22 protein-coding genes are annotated in these 24,801 nt (G+C 61.5%); 12 read left to right on the top strand and 10 right to left on the bottom strand.

The features are described 5' to 3' along the window. Positions 1 to 12 precede the first annotated feature (12 nt). Positions 13 to 954 (bottom strand): alpha-E domain-containing protein, encoded by a 942-nt coding sequence (locus G9X67_RS08485; RefSeq protein ID WP_003561792.1) that lies wholly within the window; start codon positions 952 to 954, stop codon positions 13 to 15. Then, positions 954 to 2,363, bottom strand: a complete 1,410-nt coding sequence (locus tag G9X67_RS08480) for a circularly permuted type 2 ATP-grasp protein (protein ID WP_138330298.1) — start codon at positions 2,361 to 2,363, stop codon at positions 954 to 956. Before G9X67_RS08480 ends, G9X67_RS08485 begins: the two co-directional genes overlap by 1 nt. Before the next feature lie 469 nt (positions 2,364 to 2,832). On the opposite strand from G9X67_RS08480, the gene G9X67_RS08475 reads away from it, so the two are divergent. Then, the gene (locus G9X67_RS08475; protein ID WP_138330299.1) at positions 2,833 to 3,732 is read left to right on the top strand and encodes a DMT family transporter; all 900 of its coding nucleotides are present in this window, start codon (positions 2,833 to 2,835) and stop codon (positions 3,730 to 3,732) included. Positions 3,733 to 3,785: 53 nt separating this feature from the next. Here G9X67_RS08475 and G9X67_RS08470 read toward each other — a convergent pair whose 3' ends face one another. From G9X67_RS08470 to G9X67_RS08460, 3 genes are all read right to left on the bottom strand, one after another. Further along, positions 3,786 to 5,519, bottom strand: coding sequence for a DEAD/DEAH box helicase (locus tag G9X67_RS08470; RefSeq protein WP_029872329.1), 1,734 nt, complete (start codon positions 5,517 to 5,519; stop codon positions 3,786 to 3,788). A gap of 246 nt (positions 5,520 to 5,765) precedes the next feature. Beyond that, a complete protein-coding gene (locus G9X67_RS08465) occupies positions 5,766 to 6,881 on the bottom strand; it encodes a DNA alkylation repair protein (RefSeq protein WP_138330300.1) in 1,116 nt (371 codons plus the stop codon). 155 nt (positions 6,882 to 7,036) lie between these two features. Further along, positions 7,037 to 8,065: a LacI family DNA-binding transcriptional regulator gene (locus G9X67_RS08460; RefSeq protein ID WP_171598478.1), complete on the bottom strand. Its 1,029-nt coding sequence runs from the start codon at positions 8,063 to 8,065 to the stop codon at positions 7,037 to 7,039. Positions 8,066 to 8,226: 161 nt separating this feature from the next. Here G9X67_RS08460 and G9X67_RS08455 point away from each other — a divergent pair, with 161 nt between their 5' ends. Together G9X67_RS08455 and G9X67_RS08450 are read left to right on the top strand one after the other, a co-directional pair. After that, positions 8,227 to 9,174, top strand: coding sequence for a dihydrodipicolinate synthase family protein (locus G9X67_RS08455; protein WP_171598477.1), 948 nt, complete (start codon positions 8,227 to 8,229; stop codon positions 9,172 to 9,174). A 214-nt stretch (positions 9,175 to 9,388) separates the two neighbouring features. Then, positions 9,389 to 10,756, top strand: a complete 1,368-nt coding sequence (locus G9X67_RS08450; RefSeq protein WP_171598476.1) for an MFS transporter — start codon at positions 9,389 to 9,391, stop codon at positions 10,754 to 10,756. Positions 10,757 to 10,881: 125 nt separating this feature from the next. Here G9X67_RS08450 and G9X67_RS08445 read toward each other — a convergent pair whose 3' ends face one another. Continuing rightward, positions 10,882 to 11,190 carry a hypothetical protein gene (locus G9X67_RS08445; RefSeq protein WP_138330303.1) on the bottom strand — a complete coding sequence of 103 codons (309 nt, stop codon included), beginning with the start codon at positions 11,188 to 11,190 and terminating at the stop codon, positions 10,882 to 10,884. Positions 11,191 to 11,509: 319 nt separating this feature from the next. On the opposite strand from G9X67_RS08445, the gene G9X67_RS08440 reads away from it, so the two are divergent. Continuing rightward, on the top strand, positions 11,510 to 14,863 hold the full coding sequence (locus tag G9X67_RS08440; protein WP_171598475.1) for a response regulator: 3,354 nt from the start codon (positions 11,510 to 11,512) through the stop codon (positions 14,861 to 14,863). Between the two features lie 14 nt (positions 14,864 to 14,877). Here the strand turns inward: G9X67_RS08440 and mnmD are convergent, their stop codons facing one another. Continuing rightward, entirely contained in the window at positions 14,878 to 15,636 is a 759-nt protein-coding gene (gene mnmD / locus G9X67_RS08435; RefSeq protein ID WP_171598474.1) for a tRNA (5-methylaminomethyl-2-thiouridine)(34)-methyltransferase MnmD, read from the bottom strand. Between mnmD and G9X67_RS08430 the strand changes: the two genes are divergently transcribed. The 8 genes from G9X67_RS08430 to G9X67_RS08395 all read left to right on the top strand — a co-directional run bounded on the left by G9X67_RS08430 (position 15,635) and on the right by G9X67_RS08395 (position 21,134). Beyond that, the gene (locus G9X67_RS08430) at positions 15,635 to 16,813 is read left to right on the top strand and encodes an FAD-binding oxidoreductase (protein ID WP_138330306.1); all 1,179 of its coding nucleotides are present in this window, start codon (positions 15,635 to 15,637) and stop codon (positions 16,811 to 16,813) included. The genes mnmD and G9X67_RS08430 overlap by 2 nt on opposite strands. 114 nt (positions 16,814 to 16,927) lie before the next feature. Then, complete coding sequence (locus G9X67_RS08425; RefSeq protein ID WP_011653058.1) at positions 16,928 to 17,635, top strand: DUF1045 domain-containing protein; 708 nt, start codon at positions 16,928 to 16,930, stop codon at positions 17,633 to 17,635. Positions 17,636 to 17,749: 114 nt separating this feature from the next. Then, positions 17,750 to 18,673 carry an allantoinase PuuE gene (gene puuE / locus G9X67_RS08420; protein ID WP_138330307.1) on the top strand — a complete coding sequence of 308 codons (924 nt, stop codon included), beginning with the start codon at positions 17,750 to 17,752 and terminating at the stop codon, positions 18,671 to 18,673. Further along, a complete protein-coding gene (uraD, locus tag G9X67_RS08415; protein ID WP_138330308.1) occupies positions 18,673 to 19,173 on the top strand; it encodes a 2-oxo-4-hydroxy-4-carboxy-5-ureidoimidazoline decarboxylase in 501 nt (166 codons plus the stop codon). The genes puuE and uraD overlap by 1 nt, the downstream gene beginning before the upstream one ends. Then, positions 19,170 to 19,532 carry a HepT-like ribonuclease domain-containing protein gene (locus tag G9X67_RS08410; RefSeq protein WP_003541963.1) on the top strand — a complete coding sequence of 121 codons (363 nt, stop codon included), beginning with the start codon at positions 19,170 to 19,172 and terminating at the stop codon, positions 19,530 to 19,532. The genes uraD and G9X67_RS08410 overlap by 4 nt, the downstream gene beginning before the upstream one ends. Next, positions 19,516 to 20,037, top strand: a complete 522-nt coding sequence (locus G9X67_RS08405; protein ID WP_171598473.1) for an ureidoglycolate lyase — start codon at positions 19,516 to 19,518, stop codon at positions 20,035 to 20,037. The genes G9X67_RS08410 and G9X67_RS08405 overlap by 17 nt, the downstream gene beginning before the upstream one ends. Then, positions 20,034 to 20,390 (top strand): hydroxyisourate hydrolase, encoded by a 357-nt coding sequence (gene uraH, locus G9X67_RS08400; protein WP_171598472.1) that lies wholly within the window; start codon positions 20,034 to 20,036, stop codon positions 20,388 to 20,390. The genes G9X67_RS08405 and uraH overlap by 4 nt, the downstream gene beginning before the upstream one ends. Before the next feature lie 3 nt (positions 20,391 to 20,393). After that, a complete protein-coding gene (locus G9X67_RS08395) occupies positions 20,394 to 21,134 on the top strand; it encodes a metallophosphoesterase family protein (protein WP_138330310.1) in 741 nt (246 codons plus the stop codon). A gap of 76 nt (positions 21,135 to 21,210) precedes the next feature. Here the strand turns inward: G9X67_RS08395 and G9X67_RS08390 are convergent, their stop codons facing one another. Genes G9X67_RS08390 through G9X67_RS08380 form a run of 3 tightly spaced genes read right to left on the bottom strand, consistent with a single transcriptional unit; the run spans position 21,211 to position 24,774 of the window. Then, positions 21,211 to 22,968 carry a flotillin domain-containing protein gene (locus tag G9X67_RS08390; protein ID WP_138330311.1) on the bottom strand — a complete coding sequence of 586 codons (1,758 nt, stop codon included), beginning with the start codon at positions 22,966 to 22,968 and terminating at the stop codon, positions 21,211 to 21,213. Continuing rightward, positions 22,965 to 23,612: an OB-fold-containig protein gene (locus G9X67_RS08385; protein WP_138330312.1), complete on the bottom strand. Its 648-nt coding sequence runs from the start codon at positions 23,610 to 23,612 to the stop codon at positions 22,965 to 22,967. Before G9X67_RS08385 ends, G9X67_RS08390 begins: the two co-directional genes overlap by 4 nt. A gap of 4 nt (positions 23,613 to 23,616) precedes the next feature. Next, positions 23,617 to 24,774, bottom strand: coding sequence for a PspA/IM30 family protein (locus tag G9X67_RS08380; protein WP_138330313.1), 1,158 nt, complete (start codon positions 24,772 to 24,774; stop codon positions 23,617 to 23,619). Between the last annotated feature and the right edge of the window lie 27 nt (positions 24,775 to 24,801).

The raw sequence follows: 24,801 nt of genomic DNA, 5'->3' as shown, positions 1-24,801 counted from the left end.
ATTGTTATCCGCTTATACATAGAACCGGTAGCCGTCGGAAATTTCCGCGCCGAGCTTGTTATTGCGCGAGACGAAATCCTCCAGGAACTCGTGGAGGCCCTGATCCATGATATCCCGGATCGCCCTCGTCTGCAGTGTCGTGCGGATTGAATCCGCGGTATCGTGGGCAGGGAGCCGCGCCTCGTAATCCTGGGCCAGATAGCCGAGATTGCTGACGATCTTCTCGTAGCAATAGGCAAGCGAGCGCGGCATCTGGACATTGAGGGTCAAGAAGTCGGCAATGTTCATTGCCCGGTATTCGCCGTCATAGGCCCAACTATAGGCACGGTGCGCGGAGACCGAGCGCAGGATCGATTCCCACTGCACGTTGTCGAGGGAAGAGCCGACAGCCGAGACCGAGGGCAGCAGCACGTAATATTTCACGTCGAGGATGCGGCTGGTATTGTCGGCCCGCTCGATGAAGGTGCCGATGCGGGCAAAATTATAGAGCTCGTTGCGCAGTGTCGAGCCATGGAAGGCACCGCGAATGAGGCCGGCGCGGCGCTTGATGACATCGATCACCTCTGGCATTTCGGCCGCCTTGACGCGCTTTTCGAGCAGTGACTTCAGGTCGATCCAGCATTCGTTGGTGGCTTCCCAGGTCTCACGCGTCAGCGCCGTGCGCACCATGCGGGCATTGTTGCGGCCGGAATCGATGCAAGACATGACGCTCGACGGATTGGTGCGATCGCGCAGGAGATAGTCGATCGCGTCGGCGTTGGTCAGCTTGTTGTGGCCTTCGTCATAAGCCTCGCGCACGCCCGCACTTTGCAGCACGCCATCCCAATTGTCATCGCCAGTGCTGCTGCGGGTCAGCGACATGCGCAACCCCGCATCGATCAGGCGGGCTATATTTTCGGCGCGCTCGATGTAACGAAACATCCAGTAGAGGCCGTTTGCTGTTCTTCCGAGCATCAGTCCTCCAATACCCAAGTGTCTTTGGTGCCGCCGCCCTGGCTGGAATTGACCACCAGCGAGCCTTGCTTCAGCGCCACGCGGGTGAGCCCGCCCGGAATGATCTGTACCTTGTCGGATACAAGCACATAGGGGCGAAGGTCGACATGGCGCGGCGCAATGCCCTTGTTGACGAGGATCGGCACGGTGGAGAGCGACAGCGTCGGCTGGGCGATGTAATTGTTCGGCTTGGCTTTCAGCTTCTCGGCGAAATCGGCGCGCTCCTTCTTCGACGCCGTCGGGCCGACCAGCATGCCGTAGCCGCCGGAGCCGTGCACCTCCTTGACCACGAGCTCTTCCAGGTGTTCCAGCACATATTTCAGGCTGTCGGCTTCCGAACAGCGCCAGGTCGGCACGTTTTCGAGCAGCGCCTTGCGGCCGGTATAGAATTCGACGATCTCGGGCATATAGGAGTAGATCGCCTTGTCGTCGCAAATGCCGGTGCCCGGCGCATTGGCGATGGTGATGTTGCCGGAGCGGTAGACATCCATGATGCCGGGAATGCCGAGCGCGGAATCGGATCGGAAGGTCAGGGGATCGAGGAAATCGTCGTCGACGCGGCGGTAGAGCACGTCGATCGCTTCGTAACCGCGTGTCGTCCTCATCTTCACCTTGCCGTCGATGACGCGCAGATCCGCACCCTCGACCAGTTCGACGCCCATCATGTCGGCGAGGAACGAATGCTCGTAATAGGCGGAATTGTAGATGCCCGGCGTCAGCACGGCGACGCGAGGCTTGCCCTTGCAGCCGGGAGGGGCGAGCGAGGCGAGGCTTTGACGCAGCAGATAGGGATAATCCTCGACACGCTGCACCTTGTTCTCGTGAAAGAGCTCAGGGAACATCTGCATCATGGTTTCCCGGTTTTCCAGCATGTAGCTGACACCGGAGGGCGTGCGGGCATTATCCTCCAGCACGTAAAACTGGTCCTCGCCGGTGCGCACGATGTCGGTGCCGACGATGTGGGTGTAGACGCCGCCGGGCGGCCGGAAACCGATCATTTCGGGGATGAAGGTGACGTTGTTTTCGATCAGCTCGCGCGGAACGCGGCCGGCGCGGATGATCTCCTGCTTATGGTAGATATCGTCGAGAAAGGCGTTAAGCGCGATCACCCGCTGCTCGATGCCTTGGGCGAGCTTGCGCCATTCGCGGGCGGAGATGATGCGGGGAATGATGTCGAAGGGGATGAGTTTTTCGGAACTGTCGGCATGGCCGTAGACCGCGAAGGTGATGCCGGTCTTCCGGAAGATGTTTTCCGCATCGCGGGATTTGGCAATCAGATGCGCCCGGTCTTGGCTGTTGTACCACTCGAAGTATTTTTCATAAGGCGGGCGAGAACTTTCGTCCCCGGTAATCATTTCATCAAATGCCAAAGGCTCGGCTCCCCTTTTTTGTTCATTTGAATACAACGCAAATGGCAATGCAAGAACCATGCGCATTTCGAGGAAAAGATTTTGCGCTGCGGGAAACGGGTGAAAATCTGGGCATTTAAAGTGATGCGGTGCGGCATGGCGGATGGTGGATCTCGATGCTTGCGCAAAATCTGAGCATGTGATTGTTTTTCGTTCGGCCTACTGCATAATTTCACCCTTAAATCGACTCCGCTTTAAGGGTGAAATTATGCCGCAATGAAAGTGCTACAGCGTCCTTTGCGCCTCTCGAAAAGACGCGCGGCGCTGTAGACGGTCGAATATGGTCATGCGCGGGCAACCGCGGGCTGGCGCGACCGCCACTGGATCGCTGCCATCAGCGAAATTTCAGAAAAGCATCAACGCTTCGCCTTTGACGGCGGCGGCCGGGTAGGGCTATCAGCACGGCACCTCTTCTCTCCCGAGCCGCTCCATGTCCCTCGATCGCCTTGCCCCCGCCGTCTTCGTCCTGCTCTGGTCCACGGGCTGGGTGGTGGCGAAATACGCCTCGCTGCATTCCGAGCCCTTCACCTTTCTTTCGATACGCTACGCGCTGTCGGCGGCGGCATTCCTGGCGCTCTGCCTGGTGGTGCGGGCGCAATGGCCGAGCCGGGCGGCGGCGCTGCGCGCCGTCTATTCCGGCTTCTTCCTGCATGGCTTCTATCTCGCCGGCCTCTGGTGGGCGATCGCCAACGGCGTGCCGGCCGGCATATCCGGCATCATCGCGGCGCTGCAGCCGCTGTTGACGGCGATGGCCGCTCCCTTCCTCATCGGCGAGCGGCTGCAGCAGGCACAGAAACTCGGCCTTGCCCTTGGCTTCGTCGGCATTGCCATCGCCATTTCGCCGAAGCTGCTCGATCCGGCGACCGCCGATCTCACGCATGCCGCCCTGCCGCTGGCGATCAATCTCGTCGCCATGGCGTCCGTCACCTACGGCACGCTCTATCAAAAGAAACACCTGCAAGCCGGCGACCTCCGAACCATCGCGACCCTGCAATATGTCGGCGCGCTGATCCTCACGCTGCCGCTGTCGCTGGTCTTCGAGCATCAGCATTTCGATGGCGCCGCGCAGGCCTATGGCGCGCTGGCCTGGTCGGTCTTCGGTCTATCGATGGGCGGCGTCGGGCTGCTGCTCTATCTGATCCGCCGGGGTCAGGTGTCACGCGCCGCCTCGCTGATCTACCTGATGCCGCCGGCGGTTGCTCTCGAAGCCTTCATCGCCTTCGGGGAACCGCTGACCCTGCCGCTGATCGTCGGCACCGTGGTGGTCGTGACAGGCGTCTATCTGACGAACCGCAGGGCGTTCAGAGAGCATAGGCCTGCAGAGGCGTAGATAACAAAAAGGCCGGAGATCTCCGGCCTTTTTGCTTTTCAATCGTTCGACGTTCAGGCGCGTTCGCGGCGCTGGCCGCCACCGTTGCGGGAGCCGGAGCCACCGCGACGATTGCCGCCGTTGCCGTCGCGGCGCGGTTCGCCGGCCTGGGCCTGCTGCGGGCCGCGGTCCTCGCCATGCTTGCGGGCCGGGCGGCCGTGGGCATGGCGGCTGTTGCCGCGGTGATGACCGCTCGGCTCACCATTGGCATGGGCGCCGTGATGGGCCGGACGCTGCGGCTTTGCAGAGGCGCGGAAATCGGAGGTCGAGGCCAGATCGTTGTCGGGGCCGAGATCCGGGGTCGCTTCACCGCGGCGCTGACCGCGGAAGTCCTCGTTGCGGCTGGTCGGGCGCTCCGGACGCGGACGACGCTCCTCGCCGCCGGCGCGGACTTCGCTGCCTTCACCTTCGCGGCGCGGGCGGCGTTCCTGACGGCTGCCGCGATGCTCGGAGCGATTCTGGTCGCCACGGCCTTCGCCACGACCCTGACCTTCGCGACCCTGGCCGCCATTGCGATTGCGGTTGTTGCCGTTGCCGTTGGCGCGACGGGGGCCGCCGCCGATGTTTGCCGGCGCTTCGCCGCTGGCGACAGTGATGTCGATGCCCATCAGGCGCTCGATATCACGCAGCAGCTTGGCTTCGTCGGGAGCGCAGAAAGCGATGGCGATGCCGTCGCGGCCGGCACGCGCCGTGCGGCCGATGCGATGCACATAGGCGTCGGGCACTTCAGGCAGGTCGTAGTTGTAGACGTGGCTGACGGCCGGAATGTCGATGCCGCGGGCGGCGACGTCGGTGGCGATCAGCGTCTTGATGCTGCCGTCGCGGAAGGCCTTCAGCGCCCGCTCGCGCTGACCCTGGCTCTTGTTGCCGTGGATCGAGGCGACGGAATAGCCGATGTTTTCGAGATGCTTCATCAGCTTCTCGGCACCGTGCTTGGTGCGCAGGAAGACCATGGCGCGGCCATCGGGGTTTTCGGTCAGCGACTTGCGGAGCAGCTCCGTCTTGTCGTTCTTGCCGGCGACGAAATGAACGTACTGCTCGACCTTGTCGGCAGCCTTACCTGGAGGCGTGACTTCGACCTTGACGGGATCGACGAGATATTCGCCGGCAAGATCGGCGATCGCCTTCGGCATGGTCGCCGAGAACAGCATGGTCTGACGCTTTTTCGGCACCATCTTGGCGATCTTGCGCAGATCGTGGACGAAGCCGAGGTCGAGCATCTGGTCGGCTTCGTCGAGCACGAGATAGCGAACGGCAGTCAGCGTGATCGCGCGGCGATTGATGAGGTCGAGCAGCCGGCCGGGCGTGGCGACGAGAATATCTGTGCCCTTTTCAAGCTGAAGCTGCTGCTTGTTGATCGAGACGCCGCCGACGACGACATTGATGCGCAGCGACGACTTGCGGATGAATTTCTTCAGGCTCTCGGCGATCTGGTTCACCAGTTCGCGGGTCGGCGCAAGGATCAGCGTGCGCGTCGTGCGGTTGTCGGGGCGCCGTTCATCGGCGAGCAGCTTTTCGATAAGCGGCAGTCCGAAAGCAGCGGTCTTGCCGGTGCCGGTCTGGGCAAGGCCGATCAGGTCGCGGCCTTCGAGGAGGAGAGGAATGGCATGTTCCTGGATCGGCGTCGGCGTTTCGATGCCGAGCTGGAACAAAGTAGCGACGATCGGCTTGGAGACACCAAGCGATTCAAAATTAGTCAAGGTATAACCTTTCGGGGCGCCACAATGACTATCGCCGGAACGCACCATGCGATCCGGTTTCATTCTGGCGTCAAGAACCCCGCGTGAAGTGGGAACTTGTGAGTTGGAAAAAGCTTTCCAGCGCTTCTGGCCGCTCATGGGAGTGCGGCGCTCTATCGAAATGCGCTTTTGTCCCTTCTTCCTGCATCTGTATTTTTCAGCAGGGGCACGCTCACGCGGCGGCCGGAAGGGTGAAAGCTGACCCGCATTTGGGCTAGTTCGCGTGGAAAGTCAAGTGCGGTGCACAAGAAAGCCTCAGCCTTGGTCAGGTGAGGGCATGACGAGGACGAAGCTTTGCGATGCGGTCTCCGCGCCGTTGACGAGGATGGCGATGCGATGTTCGCCTGGATAATAACGCCGCGTCGTGATCGGCCGCATGGCGTGGCGACGCTCAATTGTATGGCTTTGCCCCGGAGCGAGCATTATCGCCTTGCACTTGAACACCTTGGGTGAGAGCGAACCGTCGCTCTTCACATGGTGAACGGCGTAGTCGATCATCAGCGACTGCGCTCGCTCGCCTGCATTCGTCACCCGGATTTCGAAATCCAGCCCTTCGCCGAACATCACCTCGCCGTTTACGAGCCGCAGTTCGCACTCGAGCGAATCGCTGGCGGCGAAGCCGAAATTGGCGAGCGCCTGCGCGTGGCCGTTCTTCAGCAGCGTGCGCGAGGCATGTTTCAGCAGCCATCGGCGTTCGGAGGAAGCGCCGTCGATATGGCCGGCGATGAAGGCGGCGACCAGATCGGGGTGATCCTTGGCGACATCGTTCAGGCTGTTGGCCACGGATCGGCGCACATAATCCTCCGGATCATCCATCAGCGCGGTCAGGATGGGCAGGATCGGCGCCGGATCCTTCACGAGCTGCGGCAGGCGCATCGCCCAGGGCAGGCGCGGCCGCGTTCCCTCGCTCGCCAGCCGGCGCACATGCTGGTCGGGATCGTCGACCCAGCCTGAAACGATGGCCAGCGCGCGCTGCTGGTCGCGGTGGATAAAGGGGCGGATGCCGAATTCGGCGGTGAAATGCGGCGTCAGCGCCTTCAGGAGATCGAGACCGAGATCGAAGTGATCAAGGCCGCGTGCGGCGATGAACTGATTGACTGGCAGCAGCATCCAGCCTGAGAGCCCCGGCCTGCCGGCGGCGGGCAGGCTGGCCTTGAGAATGGCTGCGGCCTCCCGGAAATCACCGGGAAGCGTGGCAAACAGCGCGTCGCGGATCAGCGCCGACCGCTCCATCAGCTCCAGCGCGGAGAGGCCCTCGGTCGCCAGCGTCACGAAGCGGTTTTTATCGAAGATCTGCGCGTTGCCGGCAATACGATCGGCCATATCGCCGACCAATGTTTCATGCAGCAAGTTCTTGAGCGGTTCCGGCATGCTGGTCCTTCCTCTTTATGCGACCACCGCATGCCGGCCGAATGAGGGCAGCATGGTCTGCGAAACATCTGGCGATTTGCTATCGGAGAATAGAGTGATCGCACCCACTCGAGCAATCGTGTGCAGATAGTGGGGGTATGCGTGTGGCGCGAGCTTTAGCGTATCGGTGCCGTCGATTTCCTTGGAATAAGGGTTGGGGCCGAGATCCGAATACGCTCGTCGGCAGGACTGTTGTCACCGGCAAGAAGATCAAGAGCGTTTGACGCAATTTGCTCGAACGGCACCCGCAACGTCGTCAGCGGCGTGGGGAGGTGGCTGACAATCGGAATGTCGTTATAGCCTACGATCGAGATGTCCTGCGGCACGGAAAGGCCAAGTTTCGTCAGTCCCGACAAGGCGCCGATGGCAGTATTGTCGTTTACGGCGAAAACAGCGGTTGGGCGCGGACTAAGACGCATCAGGGTTTCGACGGCTACCGCACCGGACTCAATGCCGAATGTCGAGGGAATGATGTATGAGGGATCTGCATTCAGTCCAGCCACTTCCAGGGCGTGGCGGAAACCCTCCACGCGGCCTCGCGAACTGGAGGCATAGGATGGACCGGCAATGACGCCAATTTTGCGATGGCCGAGATCGAGGAGATGGCGGGCCGCGAGGTAACCACCGAGCCTGTCATCGCCGACCGACGAGAGGCTGTGGCCATCCGTCCGGAGGGCCAGGACATAGGGAATACCGCGTTTTGCCAGCTCGTCCGGAAAGTCATCGTCTTCCCGCGCCGTCGAAAGAATCAATCCATCGACACCGCGCTTCAGCAGAGACTCGGCCGCAAGCCGGTCTGCCTTTGGCTTGTCGTCGGTCGTTGCGACAATCGCGAAGCGGCCACTACGGCTGCAGGCCTTGGCCAGTGCTTCGTAAAGCATGGCCATGACCGTATCCGTCAGCCTGGGCACGATCACCCCGATTGTCATTGTGTTGCCACGCCTCAGGCTCGCTGCGGAAACGTCCCGAACGTATCCCAGCTCTTCGGCAACCTTGCGCACGCGACGCGCGGTCTCGCTGTCGGAGCGGGGAAGCCTTTCGTCGAGAATGCGGGACACGGTAGACTTGGAGACACCGGCTGCGGCAGCGACGCCGTGAATAGTGACACGGGTCTGCCCCTGAACTTCATCCGTCTTTGAATTCATTGAGCCTTTTCCATTCGAGTCGGCATTGAGCCGCCGCTCTCCAGCATGCCTCAAAAAAGATATTGACTCCAGAGAATTCGAGAACGATAGTGGGAACGTTCCCGTAAACGATCCTATACCGATCGCGAGCGAACCGCGATTGCACGAAGGAGGAGACCAATATGCAACCGATGGATATGCGCGGGCTGAGCCCGGCCCCCGTTACCGCTTTCACCCGCGACGGTGAAATTGATCACAAAGCCAATGCCAAAATCGCCAAATGGCTGGTCTCGATGGAAGGCGTCAAAAGCCTCGTCATCCTCGGCCATGCCGGCGAGGGCACCTTCCTCACGGAAGAGGAGCGCCTTGCTCTCATCCGCACCTATGTCGAAGCGGTCGACGGTGCCGTTCCGATCATTGCCGGGATTACCGGTGAAGGCACGAGGGTCGCCGCTGAAGAGGCCAGGAAATGCAAGGCGGCTGGTGCCACCGGCGCACTCGTCTATCCGAACCACGGCTGGCTGCGTTTCGGCTTTCAGAAGGGAGCGCCTCAGGATCGCTACAAGGCAATCTGGCAGGAGTCTGGCCTCCAGTGCATCCTGTTCCAATATCCCGACGCCACCAAGGCATCATACGATCTGGATACACAGCTTGCGATTGCCACACAGGAAGGCGTCGTCGCCACCAAGAATGGCGTGCGCAATATGAAGCGCTGGTATGTCGAAATTCCGGAGCTGAAGAAGGCCAATCCAAAGCTGCAGGTTCTGAGCTGCCATGATGAATGGCTGCTGCCAACCATGTTCGATGTCGACGGTCTGCTCGTCGGTTATGGCAATATCGCGCCGGAACTGCTGATCGACCTGATCAAAGCTGGCAAGGCGCAGGACTATCCGGAAGCGCGCAAGATCTTCGAACGCCTTCTTCCGGTGACGCGTGCCGTCTATCACCGCGGCTCTCACATGGAAGGCACCGTGGCCCTGAAACTCGGCCTCGTGCACCGTGGTATCCTTGATCACGCCACGATCCGCGAGCCGCTGAAGAACCTTGGCGAAAAGGCCGAAGCAGAGATCTTTGCTGCCTTCGACGCCGCCGGTATTGGCCGCGTTGACCAGTTGCTGGCTGCCGAGTGACCTCTTGACGCCCCTGCGCAGGTCGCAGGGGCGCATTCCGAAGGGAGGAGGAAACCATGGAAACCCGCCGAGGCAGACTTGAACGTCTTTGAAGGCCATTGCTCTGACAGGACGAACTGACGCGCAGTAGCAACCATCAAGCAGGAGCGCCCCTGGCCGGGAGAGTGGTAGGCCACGGGGCGAGAAGGAGGAACCAATGAATGTCATGTAGCCAATGCCGGCTGAGACGGCGACTGTCGCTGATCCTCAGGCCGAAATCAGCGCTCGTCTGGAGCGCCTTCCCATCACCCGCGAGGTATTCTGGGCGCGCAATATCGTCGGCGCCGCAACGTTCTTCGACGGCTACACGGTCATCGCCATCGCTTATGCCATGCCCGTCCTCGTGCGCGAGTGGGGCCTGACCCCTTCACAGACAGGCATGATCCTGTCGATGGGCTATCTGGGGCAGTTGATCGGTGCGATCCTGTTTGGCTGGCTGGCCGAGAAGATCGGCCGGCTGAAAGTTCTTCTGTTCACCATCCTGCTCTTCGTCAGCATGGATGTCGCATGCCTGTTTGCTGCCGGGGCAGGCATGATGATGGCCTTCCGTTTCGTCCAGGGGATCGGGACCGGCGGCGAGGTCCCGGTCGCCAGCGCCTATATCAACGAGTTGATCGGGTCGAAGGGGCGCGGCAAGTTCTTCCTCCTCTATGAGGTCATGTTTCTGCTGGGCCTCGTCGGCGCCGGGCTGATCGGTTACTTCATGGTACCGGTTTACGGCTGGAAGGCGATGTTCGTCGTCGGTCTCGTTCCGGCAATCATCATGGTTCCTCTGCGCTGGTTCCTGAAGGAATCACCGCGTTGGCTAGCTGCCAACGGCCGCTATGGCGAAGCAAACGCTATCGTCACCCGCATGGAAGAAAGTGCTCGTGCAGCCGGCAAGGAATTGCCCGAACCGAAGCTCATCCAAGCGCCGGTCCACCGCAAGTCGGACTGGCGCGAACTCTTCCAGGGCGTCTACTTGAAGCGGACGCTTTCCATCTGGGCCATGTGGTTCACCGCCTATACGGTTGCCAACGGTACGATCACCTGGCTGCCGACCCTGTATCGACAGGTCTTCAACCTCCCGCTTCAAACCAGCATCTTCTATGGGTTCCTGACGTCGGTCGGAGGCGTGATCGCCGCCGTCATCTGCGCGCTGCTCATCGACAAAGTGGGACGCAAGCGCTGGTACACCGGTGCGCTGCTTCTCGCTCCCGTGCCGCTGCTGGCTCTCGCATGGCTCGGCGCGACCTCTCCCATCCAGGTCTTGGTTCTAGCCGGCCTCGCTTATGCGATCGTCCAGACCGTCACATTCTCCCTTTACCTGTACTCGGCAGAGATCTATCCGACGCGCCTCAGGGCATTGGGAACCGGAACCGGCAGCGCCTGGCTTCGCCTGGGATCATCGGCCGGCCCGATCCTCGTCGGTACGGTGATGTCTTCCATGGGCATCCAGTATGTCTTTGCGAGCTTCGCAGCCATTCTGATCGTCGGTGCAATCATCACGATGTTGTTTGCGATAGAAACCAAGGACCGCGTACTGGAGGAGCTTTCTCCGTAACGATTGAAAATACGGTCTGATCAACTTTGAGCTGGCGGATGAAAATCCGCCAGTTTCATTTGGTCGTCGTTGAGGGCACTGGGTCGGCGCCGCCGGGAGGTCAAGCGGCGCCGGATGCGGTTTTCCTATTCCGGGCAGACTTTGACGCGATAAGGCTCGCCCCAGCGATCGTGCCGCCATTCGATATGGCAATAGGACGGCCGGTAATAGGTCCTATAGACGGGATAGGGGCGATAAACAGGATAGGCAGGGTAAACAGGGTAAGCGGGACGGGCGGCCTCCGACAGCAGGGCGCCGCCGACGACGCCGGCGGCAAGGCCGCCCCAGAAGGCATCGCGTGGACGGGCATCGGCAGTGGTGGCGGTGGCGAGCGAGGCGCCGGCAAAGGTCAGCGCAATCAGGCCCGTCGCCATGGTTTTATGAAGAACGGACATGGTATTTTCCTTTCATGGGCATGGCTTCCATAAAGCCATGCCGCAGACTCGGCCCGGATCGCGGCGGCGCAATGGCCGCGCAAGCGCTTTCGGCATTAAATTTTCGTCATGATTTCAACGGATCCCGACGTCGAAAGGATTTATGGCGGGCGTCCTTTCAGTCTCGTGCAAGCCGGGGCTGGTAATCTCAAATTATCTTCAGCTTGGTGAGCTGGCTCCTAAAATTCCGCTGTCGAAATTTATGGTTAAAACCTTGTTAAAAGCCTTGGCGTTATAGTTTTTGTAGTCGATATTTCATTTATTGCGGGAGCGATATTTTTTGAAATCAGCCGGGGAACTTCTGGAGTTGGCTTGCCGCCGGATCGCTGATCTGGATACCCCGGCCTATGTCAAGAACAGCGAGCTGCGTTATATCGCCGTCAACGAGGCTTATGCCCGCTTTCTAGGCCGCGAGATCTCCGATTTCATCGGCAGGCGCAGCCGCGAGCTTCTCGACCGTCCCGAGGAAGAGGAGCGCGAGGACAAGGAACGCCGCGCGCTGGTGTTCGGCACCGAGGAAAACGCCATCTGCTTCGATGCGGCGGGTGTCGGCCATGAACGCATCCAGATCGAAAGTTTTTCGCCGTCACCGGACCGGGCTTATGTGCTCGGCATTTTCGAAGTGCGAGCGCCGCCGCGCCGGGCCGCGGACGATAGCGCCGCCGCCGCCGATTTCGCCCGCGTGCGCGAGGCGCTGGAACAGCTCGACCAGCCGATCGGCATCTTTGCCGAAGATGGCCGGCCGCTGGTCGTCAACGCCGCCTATCGCAACGGCGCAAAGCCTGCGGCTGTCGGCGACACGGCCTGGCACGAGAGCGTCAATGAGCTCGACCTGCTGCGGACCATCCTAGAGGACCTCCCGGTCGCAGCCTTCGTGCGCGACGAGAAGCATCGCCTCGTCTACGCCAACCAGTATTACGAGACCTTCAGCGGCCATAGCCGTTCCCGGGTCCTTGGGATGACCGAACACGAAATGTTCGGTCCGGACGGGGGCGAGGCGATCTACCAGGAAAACCTGCTGGCGTTGGAGGGAGGCAAGTCGAAGGAGATCGAAAGCCTGCTGCCGAGCAAGGAGGGCCATATCTATTCCGTCCTCTCGCGCGTCAACCGCGTCGTGACAGCGGATGGTCGGCCCTATGTCGTCGGCTCTTTTTCGGACATCTCGCCACTCAAGGAACGAGAGAAGGCGCTGATCGAGGCGCAGAAGCACGAAGAGGTGCTGCACCGGGATATAGAGAATATCCTGCGCTCGCTTCCGATCGGCGTGCTGATCCTCGATAACGATCACCGGATCCTCTCCGTCAACGACGAGTTCTACAGCATCTGGGAGTTGCCGCTCGACGATCCCTTCGACGGCCGCCCCTTCATCGACGTCATCCGCCGCAATTATGAGCTCGGTCGCTACGACGGCACGCAGACGCCCGAGGAGATCTACGCTTTCCGCAAGCACCTGTTCGAAACCGAGGAGCCCGAGCCGATCGAGCTTGGCTGGGCGGGTGGCAAATCCGTCATCTTCGATAGCCGCCGTATCTCGAACGACCGGATTCTGCTCACCTATGCCGACATCACGGCCGTGCGTGAGCGGGAAAATGAAGTCCACGAGGCCCGCGCCGCGCTGGAACATCTCGGCGAGTTGATGCGCGACGCGACACACGCCATGCCGCAGGGCCTGGCCATCGTTCAGGACGGCATCATCAGGATGTCCAACGAGGCGCTTTCTGACATCCTGCAGATTCCGGCCAGCTATCTCGAGCCTGGCGAGGGCTGGATTGGCATGTTCGAATTTTGCGCGGCGCGTGGCGATTTCCACGATGCGGCCGCCGAAATCCTGCAGGGCTGGCGCGACAATATCGCTGCCAGGCTGCCGATTTCCACCGTCTTCCATGTCGGCGGCGAGCGCTGGGTGAACATGGATGCGACGGTCAGCAAGGGTCAGCACTGGGTGGCGCTTTTTACTGACGTCACCGAACTCAAGAGCCGCGAAGAGGAGCTGCGCCTGCTGCTGTCGCGCGCCGAAGCCGCCGATCGCGCCAAATCCGAATTCCTCGCCAATATGAGCCACGAGATTCGTACGCCGATGAACGGCGTGCTCGGCATGGCGGAGCTGCTCGCTAAGACCAACCTCGATACGCGCCAGAAGACCTTCGTCGACATCATCGTCAAATCGGGCAATGCGCTGCTGACGATCATCAACGATATCCTCGACTTCTCGAAGATCGACGCCGGGCAGATGAAACTGCGCAAAGCCGCCTTCGACATCACCGAAGCGGTGGAGGACGTGGCGACACTCTTGTCCTCGCACGCCGCCGAGAAGAACATCGAGCTCCTGGTGCGAGCCGCGCCCGACCTGCCCGCCGCCGTGATCGGCGACGCCGGGCGTTTCCGCCAGATCGTCACCAATCTCGTCGGCAACGCCGTCAAGTTCACCGAGCGCGGCCATGTCTTCGTCGATGTCGGCTTCCAGCCGGCCGCCGGCGGCGAGATCACGGCGAGCATCCGCATCGAGGATACCGGGATCGGCATCCCGTCGGAGAAGCTTGAATCGGTCTTCGACAAATTCTCGCAGGTGGACGCCTCATCGACCCGGCGGCATGAGGGAACCGGCCTCGGTCTTGCGATCACGGCCGGGCTTGTCGACCTTTTCGGCGGTTATCTCAACGTCGAGAGCGAATGGGGCAAGGGCTCGGTCTTCACCGTCAACCTGCCGTTTGCGGTCGCGGCTGCCCGCCTTGAGCCGAAGCCGTTGCCGATCAACGTGCAGGGCGCGCGTATCCTCGTCGTCGACGACAATGAAGTGAACCGGCGCATCCTGACCGAGCAGCTGTCGCTCTGGGGCTTCGACGGCGTGGCCGCAGAAGGCGGCGGTACCGGGCTTGCGATCCTGGAAGCGGCGGCCGGCCTCGGCGTTACCGTCGATGCCGTCGTGCTCGACTATCACATGCCTGATATGAACGGCGCCGATGTCGCGCGCCGGCTGCGCGCCGACCCTCGCTTCGTCGAACTGCCGATCATCTTCCTGACGTCGATGGATATTTCGGGCACCGAAAAGGAATTCGCGGCGCTGAACGGCCACGCGCATCTGATGAAGCCGGCGCGCGCCAACGTGCTGCGCAACACCGTCGTTGAAGTAGTGCGCGCCAGCCGCGTCAAGCAGGCTTCCGAGGCCGAGATTGCCCGGCTGCAGACGGAAGTGGCCGTGCCGGCGCCTGCGCCGCAGAAACGGGCCGCTGAATTCGTCGACGTGCTCGTTGCCGAGGACAACGAGGTCAACCAGATCGTCTTCACCCAGATCCTGCAAGGCACGGGTCTTTCCTTCCTCGTCGTGGACAATGGCGAGGAAGCAGTCGCCGCCTGGGAGCGGCATACGCCGCGCATCATCATGATGGACGTCTCAATGCCCGTCATGAACGGCCATCAAGCCACCCAGACGATCCGCGAACGCGAAAAGGGGCAGGGGCACCGGGTGCCGATCATCGGCGTTACCGCCCATGCGCTCGAAAGCGACCGCGAACTCTGTCTCGATGCCGGCATGGACGACTACATGTCGAAGCCGATCAGCCCCGAACTGCTCGAGGAAAAAATCCGCCAGTGGCTCGGAACGAGCGAGCAACTGCCGGAGCGCACCAGCTACTGATCTCCGGATAATTTTTATGAACGGCGATGGTTAGTGGGTAGCGCTTCAGCGCCCAATATTTTTACGCCGCAGAGCATTTCGCGCTTGCCGGCAAAGCCCTTGCGGCGCTCAACGGCAAAACCTGCGGCGATGAGGTTACGGCGCACGAAGCCGGCCGCCGCATAGGTGGCGAAGGTGCCACCGGCTGCGCTTTTCTCGCAGACGAGCCGCATCAGTTGCTCCGACCACATATCGCTGTTGCGCGACGGGGCGAAGCCGTCGAGATACCAGGCGTCGAAGCCTTCTTCGGCTGCCGCGACGCCGTCCAAGGCATGACCGCAGACCACGCTGAGCCTCGTCTGGGCATCGAGATCGAGCTCAACGATGCCATCAGGCGCTTGCGGCCACGCCGCTGTCAGCGCTTCGCGTTCGGCATCGATCTCCGGCCAGTGCGACAGCGCCCGGCCGATTTCTTCGCCGCGCATCGGGTGGAGTTCGAAGGAGATGAAATGCAGGTGCTGGCCGTCTGCACGGTGGAGTTTCCATTGCCGCCAGGTCTCGGCGAAGTTCAGGCCGGTTCCGAAGCCGAGTTCTCCGATCAGGAATGCCTGCCGCCCGTTCCAGCGCTCCGGCAGGCCGTTGCCGGCGAGAAAAACATGGCCGCATTCCAGCCGCCCGTCGGTCTGGCAATAAAAATGATCGCCAAATGCGGTGGAATAGGGCATATCGCCGTCGCGCCATTCGAGCGGCTGCGGCGCGCCCGCGCCAATCTGATCGGGGTTCACGTCTGTCATGGAAAAAGCCGATAGTCCTCAGCCGGTCTCAGGTCAATCGTCCTCAGAATTGCTGATCGTCGGCGGCGGCATCATGGGTCTCTGGGCGGCCGTCCATGCCGAGCGCCGGGGCATCCGGACTCTTGTCAGTGACGCAGGCAGATTGGGCGAAGGTGCAAGCGGCGGCCTGCTGGGCGCGCTGATGTCGCATATGCCGGACCGGTGGTCGGAGAAGAAGCAGTTCCAGTTCGATGCGCTGGTCTCGCTCGAAACCGAGATCGCCGCGCTCGAAGCCGAGACCGGACTTTCTGCCGGCTACCGCCGTTCCGGACGGCTGATCCCGCTGCCGAAGCCCCATCTCAACACAATAGCGCGCGGCCATTTCGAGGACGCCGAACGCCATTGGCGGGCGGGCGAACGTCGCTTCCACTGGCATGTGGTCGACGGGCCTGATGTAGACGGTTGGATCGAGGCGTCTGCCGGCGAGAGCGGCTTCGTGCATGACACGCTCGCCGCCCGCGTTGCTCCCCGCTTGCTGGTCGCAGCGCTCATCGCCTTCCTGCGGCGGGCAAAGCATGTTCGCATCCTGGAGCATGCGACGGTTGCCGGCCTCGATCCCGATTGCGGTACGGCCGAAATCAACGGCGAAACCATTGTTTTCAGTCACTGCATCCTGGCTGCCGGCCATCAGTCCTTTCCGTTGTTGCAAGGTCTGACGCCGGGGCTGAAACAACCGCTCGGCCAGCCGGTCAAGGGGCAGGCGGCATTATTGAAAGCCGATATCGACCCGGCGCTGCCGACGATCTTCCTCGACGGGCTCTATGTCGTCGCGCATGAGGGCGGGCACGCGGCAATCGGAAGCACCAGCGAGAACCGCTTTGACGATCCTACATCCACCGACGTCCAGCTCGACGTGCTGATCGAGGCGGCACGGGGCATCGTACCGACGCTTCGCGACGCCCCTGTTATCGAGCGCTGGGCCGGGCTTCGCCCGAAGGCGATCGATCGGGATCCGATGATCGGCCGCCATCCCGACCACCGGCGCCTGATCGCGCTGACCGGCGGCTTCAAGGTCAGCTTCGGCCTCGCCCACCGGCTGGCGGAGGCGGCGATATGTATCGCAGGCGATACAGACTGCGGATTTTTGCTGCCGGAAAGCTTCGCAATTTCAAGCCACATCGCGGCGGCTTCACGTTAAACGTGAATTAGACGCCGCTGCGTTTCGTTATTCTGTCATGCAAATCACCTATCTGCTTGCGCATCGACAGCGCCGGATCTGAACGGTGCTCACTTCCTTGATGGAGGAAATTGCATGCGCTATGCCATTTGCTTCACGCCTCCGGCGAGCGACCCGTTGTCGCTCGTGGCCGCCAATTGGCTTGGCCGAAACGTGTTTTCGGGCGATATGATGGAGCCTCCGGCAGTTCGTGGCCTCGGTATTCACGAGATCGCCTTCCATACCGCCGTGCCGCGGCGCTACGGCTTTCACGGTGTTTTGAAGGCGCCCTTTCATCTGTCCCACGACATGCCCGAATCGCAACTCCTGCGCGATCTGATGCGTTTTTCCGGGACCTTCGTTCCCTTTCAGATTCCGCGTATCGAAGTCGCCCGGCTCGGCAATTTCTACAGCCTGCTGCCGAGCACTCCCTGCGAGCAGATCCAGTATCTCGCCTCGGCGATCGTGCAGGAATTCGATCGTTTTCGCGCACCGCTCAGCGAGGCCGAGATCGAACGCAGCGATCCGGACGGGCTGTCGGCGACGCAATTTTCCAATCTGCATCGCTGGGGCAATCCCTATGTGATGGAGGAGTTCCGCTTCCATATGCCTGTGACGGGCCCCGTCAACGCGATCGACATGCCGCGCATCGAGCCGGTGTTGCGGACGATCTTCGAGCCTGTCCTCTGCGAACCTGTAATGGTTTCCAACGTTGCCCTGATGATCGAAGAGGGCACTGGCGGTCCTTTCCGCGTTCACTCGCTGCATCCGATGGGCAAGGTCAGCGCGCGCAAAATCGCTTGAATCTGCTGATGAGCTAAAGGCTTGTGCTGTAAACGCAAATCCGGCCGAGCAGTTTCCGTCTCGACATTCCGGCTGCGGATGCTACCGTTCCCCGTCTTTTCAGAAGGTGATTTGATGGTATCCGAGACTTATCCGCGCAATCTCGTCGGTTACGGGCGTCTGACGCCCGATCCGAAATGGCCGGACGAGGCACGCGTCGCCGTGCAGTTCGTCGTCAACTACGAGGAGGGCGGCGAAAGCTCGATCCTCGACGGAGATCCGGCTTCCGAAAACCTGCTGTCGGAGATCGTCGGTGCGGCCGCCTGGCCAGGGCAGCGCAACCTCAACATGGAATCGATCTATGAGTATGGTTCGCGTGCCGGCTTCTGGCGGCTCTGGCGAATGTTCACCGATCTCAAGGTGCAGGCGACCGTCTACGGCGTAACGCTGGCGATGGCCCGCAACCCCGAGGCCGTCGCTGCGATGAAGGAGGCCGGCTGGGAGATCGCCAGCCACGGTTACCGCTGGCTGGAATATAAGGATTTTCCGGAAGATCTGGAGCGCAAGCATATCCTCGAAGCCGTGCGCCTGCACACCGAGCTTACCGGCGAGCGGCCCTACGGCATGTATCAGGGCAAGCCTTCCGACAATACGCTTCGGCTGGTGCAGGAGGAGGGCGGTTTCCTCTATTCCTCCGATTCCTATGCCGATGACCTGCCTTACTGGGTGAAGGGCGTCGACGGGAAACCCTTCCTGATCATCCCCTATACGCTCGAAACCAACGACATGCGTTTTGCGACGCCGCAGGGCTTCAATGCCGGCGATCAGTTCTTCACCTATCTGAAGGACGCTTTCGACACGCTTTATGAGGAAGGCAAGGCGGGCAGCCCGAAGATGATGTCGGTCGGATTGCATTGCCGCCTCGTCGGACGTCCCGGCCGGGCGGCAGCGCTGAAGCGCTTCATCGAATATGTGCTGAAGCATGACAAGGTCTGGATTCCGCGCCGCATCGAGATCGCCGAGCATTGGCACAAGCATCATCAGCCGGAAGCGCTCTGATGATGTCGCGCGAGGATTTCGTCTCCCGCTTCGGCGGCGTCTTTGAACATTCGCCTTTCATCGCCGAGCGCGCCTATGACGCCGGCCAGGTGCCGGAGCCGCTGACGGCGGCCGGCGTGCATGCGTCGCTAACCGCTGTCTTCCAGGCGGCAAGCCCGCAGGAGCGCCTCGGCGTGCTCAGCGCCCATCCTGACCTTGCCGGGCGCCTCGCGATAGCGGGCGAACTCACCGAAGACAGCCGGAAGGAGCAATCCGGCGCCGGTCTCGACCGCCTGACCCCGGCCGAACATGCCCGCTTCACCGAACTCAATTCGGCCTATGTCGAAAAATTCGGCTTTCCCTTCATCATTGCGGTCAAGGGGCTCGGCAAGGACGATATCCTGTCGGCCTTCGAAACACGGATCGGCAATGGCAGGGACGAAGAATTTGCGACCGCGACGGCGCAAGTCGAGCGGATCGCGCTGCTGCGCCTGACGACGATGCTGCCGGAGGCTGAATGAACGAGCGGCGCGCGATCGACTATCTCAATGAGATGTATGAGGCGGCATCCGAAGCGCTGTCTTTCGTCGGCGGAATGGATGGGGCGGCGTTCGCCGGGGACAAGCTCACTTTCAAGGCGGTTACCTTTTGCCACTTCACCATCGGTGCCGCGGCATCCCGCTTGCTGGTGACTCATCCGGAATTTGCGACCGAGCATCCCGATCTGCCGTGGACGAAAATCTGCGGCACGGGCAACCGTATCCTCGACGGCGTCTTCGATCTCGATCCTTCCGACATCTGGGAGGCGACGTATCGCACGCTGCCGGAGCTTCTTTCCGCGATCGATGCCATCCGTCACTGGCATGCCGAAGGTGAGTGAGCGATTGCCCCCACGTCTCGACATCCGTCCGCTTACGAGATCCGCCTTTGCTCCCTTCGGCGAGGTGATCGAAGCCGATCCCGCCTCGATGCGGCTCATCAATGGCGGCACGACGGAGCGTTTCCATGCGCTCGCCGCCACTGAGGCGACGGGCGAGGGTGCGCGCGTCATCATTAACCTCTTTCGCGGCCAGCCGCGCAGCTTCCCCTATGAAGTCACCATGATGGAGCGCCATCCTTTCGGCAGCCAGAGTTTCTCGCCGGTCTCGGGCCGTCCTTTTCTCGTCGTCGTCTCCGAGGACGAAAGCGGCCGCCCGGGCAGGCCGCAGGTGTTTCTGGCGCGCGGCGACCAGGGCGTGAACTATCGCCGCAACGTCTGGCATCATCCGCTGATGGCGCTCGGTGAAGCCTCAGATTTCCTGGTCGTCGATCGTGACGGGCCAGGCAATAATCTGGAAGAATACTTCTTCGAAACCCCTTATATCATTAAAGAGCCAGCCCCATGACCGGACTGACCACACATGTTCTCGACACCGCTCTCGGTAAGCCGGTCGAAGGCTTGAGGATCGATCTTTTCCAGCTCGACGGCGAGATCCGCAGGCATCTGAAGACGGTGGAGACCAATGCCGACGGCCGGGTTGATGGCGGCCCCATCCTCATTGGCGAAAATTTTCGGGCCGGCACCTATGAACTGGTCTTCCACGCCGGCGATTATCTGAGGGCCAGCGGCACGCCGTTGCCGCATCCCGCCTTCCTCGATCTCGTACCGATCCGCTTCGGTATTGCCGACGTCACGGCGCATTACCATGTGCCGCTGCTGATTTCGCCCTATGGCTATTCCACCTACCGAGGGAGTTAAAAAATGCGGTTTGCGGCAATTGCCGATATCCACGGCAACCATCTGGCGCTCGAGGCCGTGCTTGCGGATATTCGTGCGCAGGAGATCGATGAGATCGTCAATCTCGGCGATTTCTTCAGCGGCCCGCTCGAGGCCGGCAAGACGGCAGACTTGCTGATGCCGCTCGGGTTGACGTCGATCCGCGGCAATCACGACCGCTATCTGATCGAGCAGGATCCGGCGGCAATGCATGCTTCGGATGCGGCCGCCTACGGTCAATTGTCGTCGTCTCATCTTAATTGGATTCGAAACCTGCCGTTCGATACCATCTATCGCGGCGAAGTCTATCTCTGCCACGCGACGCCGAAGGATGACAATCTCTACTGGCTGGAATCGGTCTCGCCGGAGGGCGTCGTCTTCCTGAAACCGATCGAAGCGATCGAGGCGCTGGCCGAAGGCATCGACCTGCCGCTGATCCTCTGTGGCCACAGCCACATTCCCCGCGCTGTGCGCCTCTCCGATGGCCGCCTGATCGTCAATCCAGGCAGCGTCGGCTGCCCGGCCTATGACGACGAACTGCCCTATTACCACAAGGTGGAAGCCGGCCATCCGCTGGCGAGTTATGCCATTCTGGAAAAGGCAGCGGGCGGATGGACATGGCAGTTCCGAACCGTCGCCTATGACCATATGGCGATGTCGGCACTGGCCGCCGAAAGGGGCCGTGCCGACTGGGCAGGCGCGCTGGCAGCGGGTTGGGTGAGATAGAGCATGATGCCCGAAAAGTGTGAGCAGTTTTCGGGCGACATCATCCTATTCTAGTCCAGACCCGCTTGCGCGGCGATCAGTCCTTCTTTGGTACCGGCTTCGGCGCCGGAGGGATGATCGTTTGTGTCGGGGCTACGGTCGGTGTTGCCGGCTTTGCCGGGGCTGCCGCGGGCGTTGCCGGTCTTACCGGTTTTGCGCCATCGAGATTTCCAAGAAGGGATGAGATGGCATCGTCGCCGTCGAAGCCGGCTTCCTTCAGCAATTTGTCGAGGATCGGTTTATTCGCCTGATAGGAGAGGAGCTGGCTAGCCAGTCCTTCGCCGAGCCCGATACCGTTTCCGCCGGTCGCTCCGTTTCCGCGGCCGAGCATGCCGCCGGTATCGAATATCCTGATATCGGAGATCTTCTCGATCGGCTTGACCGCCTCGGCGAGCGCCTGCGGAATGATGCGGATCCGTTCGCGGGTGATCTCGAACTCGATGATGGCAGAGCTCAACTTGTTGCGAGCGTCGTTGAGCAATGCCTCGCTCTCAGCCGCGGCCTTGCCGGTTTCGAGAATGCCCTTGGCCTTGATGATCGCCGCATCCGCCTCGGCGGTCGCCAGCGTCTTGATGGCCTCGGCCTGGTCGCTTGCCGCTTGTTTTTCAGCTTCGGCGCCGACGGTGACGGCGGTCGCTTCCGTCTCGGCTTTCTTGCGTGCGTCGATGACGGCAATCTGCTTTTCGCGTTCGGCAATCTCGATCGCCTTGGCGGTGCCGACTTTTTCCTCCGCCGCTATCGCCAGCGCGCGCGCCGTCTCCGCAGCCGCCTTCGCTTCGGATTCTTCACGGCTCTTGTTGGCAACGGCGATGGCGCTTTCCTGTGCCACGATCTGGAGGTCACGCTTGGCCTCGGTTTCGCGTTGCTGGACGGCGCGGGCGGCGTCGATGTTGGCGCTTTCGCGAGCCTGCTTGGCAGATGCCTCGCGTTCGGCGATCGCCTGTTCGGAAGCGATGCGGGCTTCCTCCTCGGCGCGTTTTGCGGCCTGCTCCTGCTGCGCGGTTTCAGCGCGTGTCGCCGCGGATTTGTTGGCGATGTCCCGTTCCTGGCTGAGTTCGGCTTCCCGCTTGGTCCGCTCGATGGTTAGCGATTGCTGGCGGGCCTCGAGATCCTTCTGGGCGATGGCGACTTCGGTGTCGCGAACGATCTCGTTTCGCTCCTTCTTGCGTCCCTCGGTGATGCGGGTCAATGCCGCAAGACCCTGCGCGTCGAAGAAGTTGTTAGCGTTGAAATGCTTGATATCCGTCTGGTCGAGGCGTGTCAGCGACACGGATTCGAGTTCGAGGCCGTTCGACTGGAGATCGGCGCCGACAGCTTCCTGCACGGCCTTGACGAAATCCATGCGCTGTTCCTGCAGCGCGTCGAGATTCATCGTCGCGGCCACCGAGCGAAGGCCGTCGACGAATTTCGCCTCGATCAGGATGCGGAGAGCCTCGGCGTCGTTGGTGCGGTTGCCGAGTGTCTGAGCTGCAAGCGCAATCGAGGAGGCATCGGGTTTCACGCGCACATAGAACTCGGCGCCGATATCGACGCGCATGCGGTCCTTGGTGATCAGTGCATCGCCTTCACCGCGGCGAACCTCGAGCCGCAGTGTCTTCAGGTTAACCCGGGCAGTCGAATGGAAGATCGGCAGGACGACCGAACCGCCGTCGAGCACTACCTTCTGGCCGCCGAGACCGGTGCGCACATAGGCCTCGTCTCTGCTGGAACGCGTGTAAAGCGAGGCGAGGACAAAACCGATGCCGAAGATCAGAACAATCCCAATGCCGGCTGGTAGAATAACGTCGTACATCATTGCTGCTCCCTCAAAGATTGATTGTCCGCATCGGTGGGGTCGACCGGCGCGGGAATGGCGATAAATACATTTGCCTTGTGATCGACGAGAAGAACCGAAGCGCCGATCGAGAGTGGACCTTCGCCCTTGGCGGCTCGGGCTCGAAGCACATGCCAGTTTCCATGCTGATCCTTGACGCGGACGCGGCCCGGCAATCCCTGATCGAGCGGGCCGATCGACACCTCGGCTGTCCGGCCGAGCAAGGCGTCGAGATCGACCGCATAGGTTTCGTCGTGCGGTACGATCCGCGCCACGGTTCTGCTCGATGCCCTGACCATGGGGATGGTTGCGAGCGCGGCAGGTATGACGGCTATCAAGCTTGGCAGCGGCGCCCAGAAGGCGTTGGCGACGGCCTGCAACGCAAAGCCCGTCATCGCGAAGAAGCCGAGCGTCAGCATCATGAGAATCAGCAGCGGAACACCGCCGAGATTGAGCCAGGAGAGATAAGCCAGGATGCCGTCATGGCCATGAACCTCCGGCTTTCCCAGGAATTCCGTCATCGAAAAACCCATGACCATCGCGAGCATCTCGATCGCGGTCAGGCCGACAAGGATCGCTGCGGCGATGGCGAAGGGCGCACATTCAGGGGCGAAAAGGAGTGCCATCGTGTTATCGGTTATCCGCCTTGAAGCGTGCGAGCCGGGCTTCGATTGCCTGTTCGCGGTGCAGTCGGTCGAGTTCGTCCAATTCGGAACTGTGGCCATGCTCGCCAGCGGGAACTCCGGTCAGCCGCGAGACCGCCGCAGCAGCGCGCGCAGCATCTGCACCCGGTGCGGGCTGGCTGTGACCGGCCGCTGCCTGTTCGGGATACCGGGCGAGACTGCGTTTGAAATCGGCAAGGCGGGCGTCCGCCTCGCGGCGTGTGGCGAGCACGGCCTGCAAGGCTTTCTGGCCTTCATCCAACTGTTCCCTGGCATCGGCCAGCGCCTTGTCGAGCGCTGCGATCTGGGATTCGAGATCGATCTGACGGGCGACGCCGGCCTTTGCCAGGTCATCCCTCCCGGAGGAGACGGCGAGGCGGATCTTCTGGTCGAGCGCGTTCATGTCTTCGACGATTTCGTCTCTGCGGCTCTGGATGCGGTATTCCTCCGCGCGCGCCTTGCCGAGATCGGTGCGGGCCTCATCAGCCGCCGCATCGATCTCGCGGACCGCCTGTTCGATGACGGCGATCTTGTTGACGCCTTCCGCCTTGTCGACCGCCGCATTCGCGATGCCCGCGATCAGGCGACCCATGCGTGAGAGAATGCCTTCGTTCGTCATATTTTCCTCCATCCGAGCGGAATTCGGCGTGACGCCGATGTGAATCTCGTAACGGTCCTGGCCCGCAACGAGGTAGGCTGGAAAAATACTCTCCCATCCCCGTGAATAACCCGCGACATCGAAGGGCACGGCAACGCGTCCGTGCACCGTGGCGATCGTCAGGTCCGAGGGGCCTTTGATGGCGAAGAGCTTGTCATCGAGCGGCAGATGCGGCGGATCGGCGGTCACGCCGCGATTGGCGGCGAAATCGCGAAGGCCGAGCGTGACCAGCCTTGCCGGCAGGCCCGTCTGCTCGCGGACAGTTTCATAGGCAAGGTCATGCAGCAGGACGAGATTGGCGCCCGCCTTATCGGCAACGAGGCTGGTCAGGATTTCGATCATCCTGAGGTAGGCGGCAATGGTGTCGTCCAGCGCGTGCCGGGCACTGTCGTCAGGCGCCAGCGTGTAGCGCAGCAGCGATGGATGCGGTGTCTTGCCTGTGGTAGCCATAGGCAAAACATAAAGCACCGCTTTTGTGCTTTCAAGAGGTCGCGC

It is taken from the genome of Rhizobium sp. WYCCWR 11152 (assembly GCF_013087615.1).
In the GTDB taxonomy this organism is placed as follows: domain Bacteria; phylum Pseudomonadota; class Alphaproteobacteria; order Rhizobiales; family Rhizobiaceae; genus Rhizobium; species Rhizobium indicum.
The sequence above is the reverse complement of the archived record's forward strand: the minus strand, read 5'-3'. Positions and strand labels throughout refer to the sequence as shown.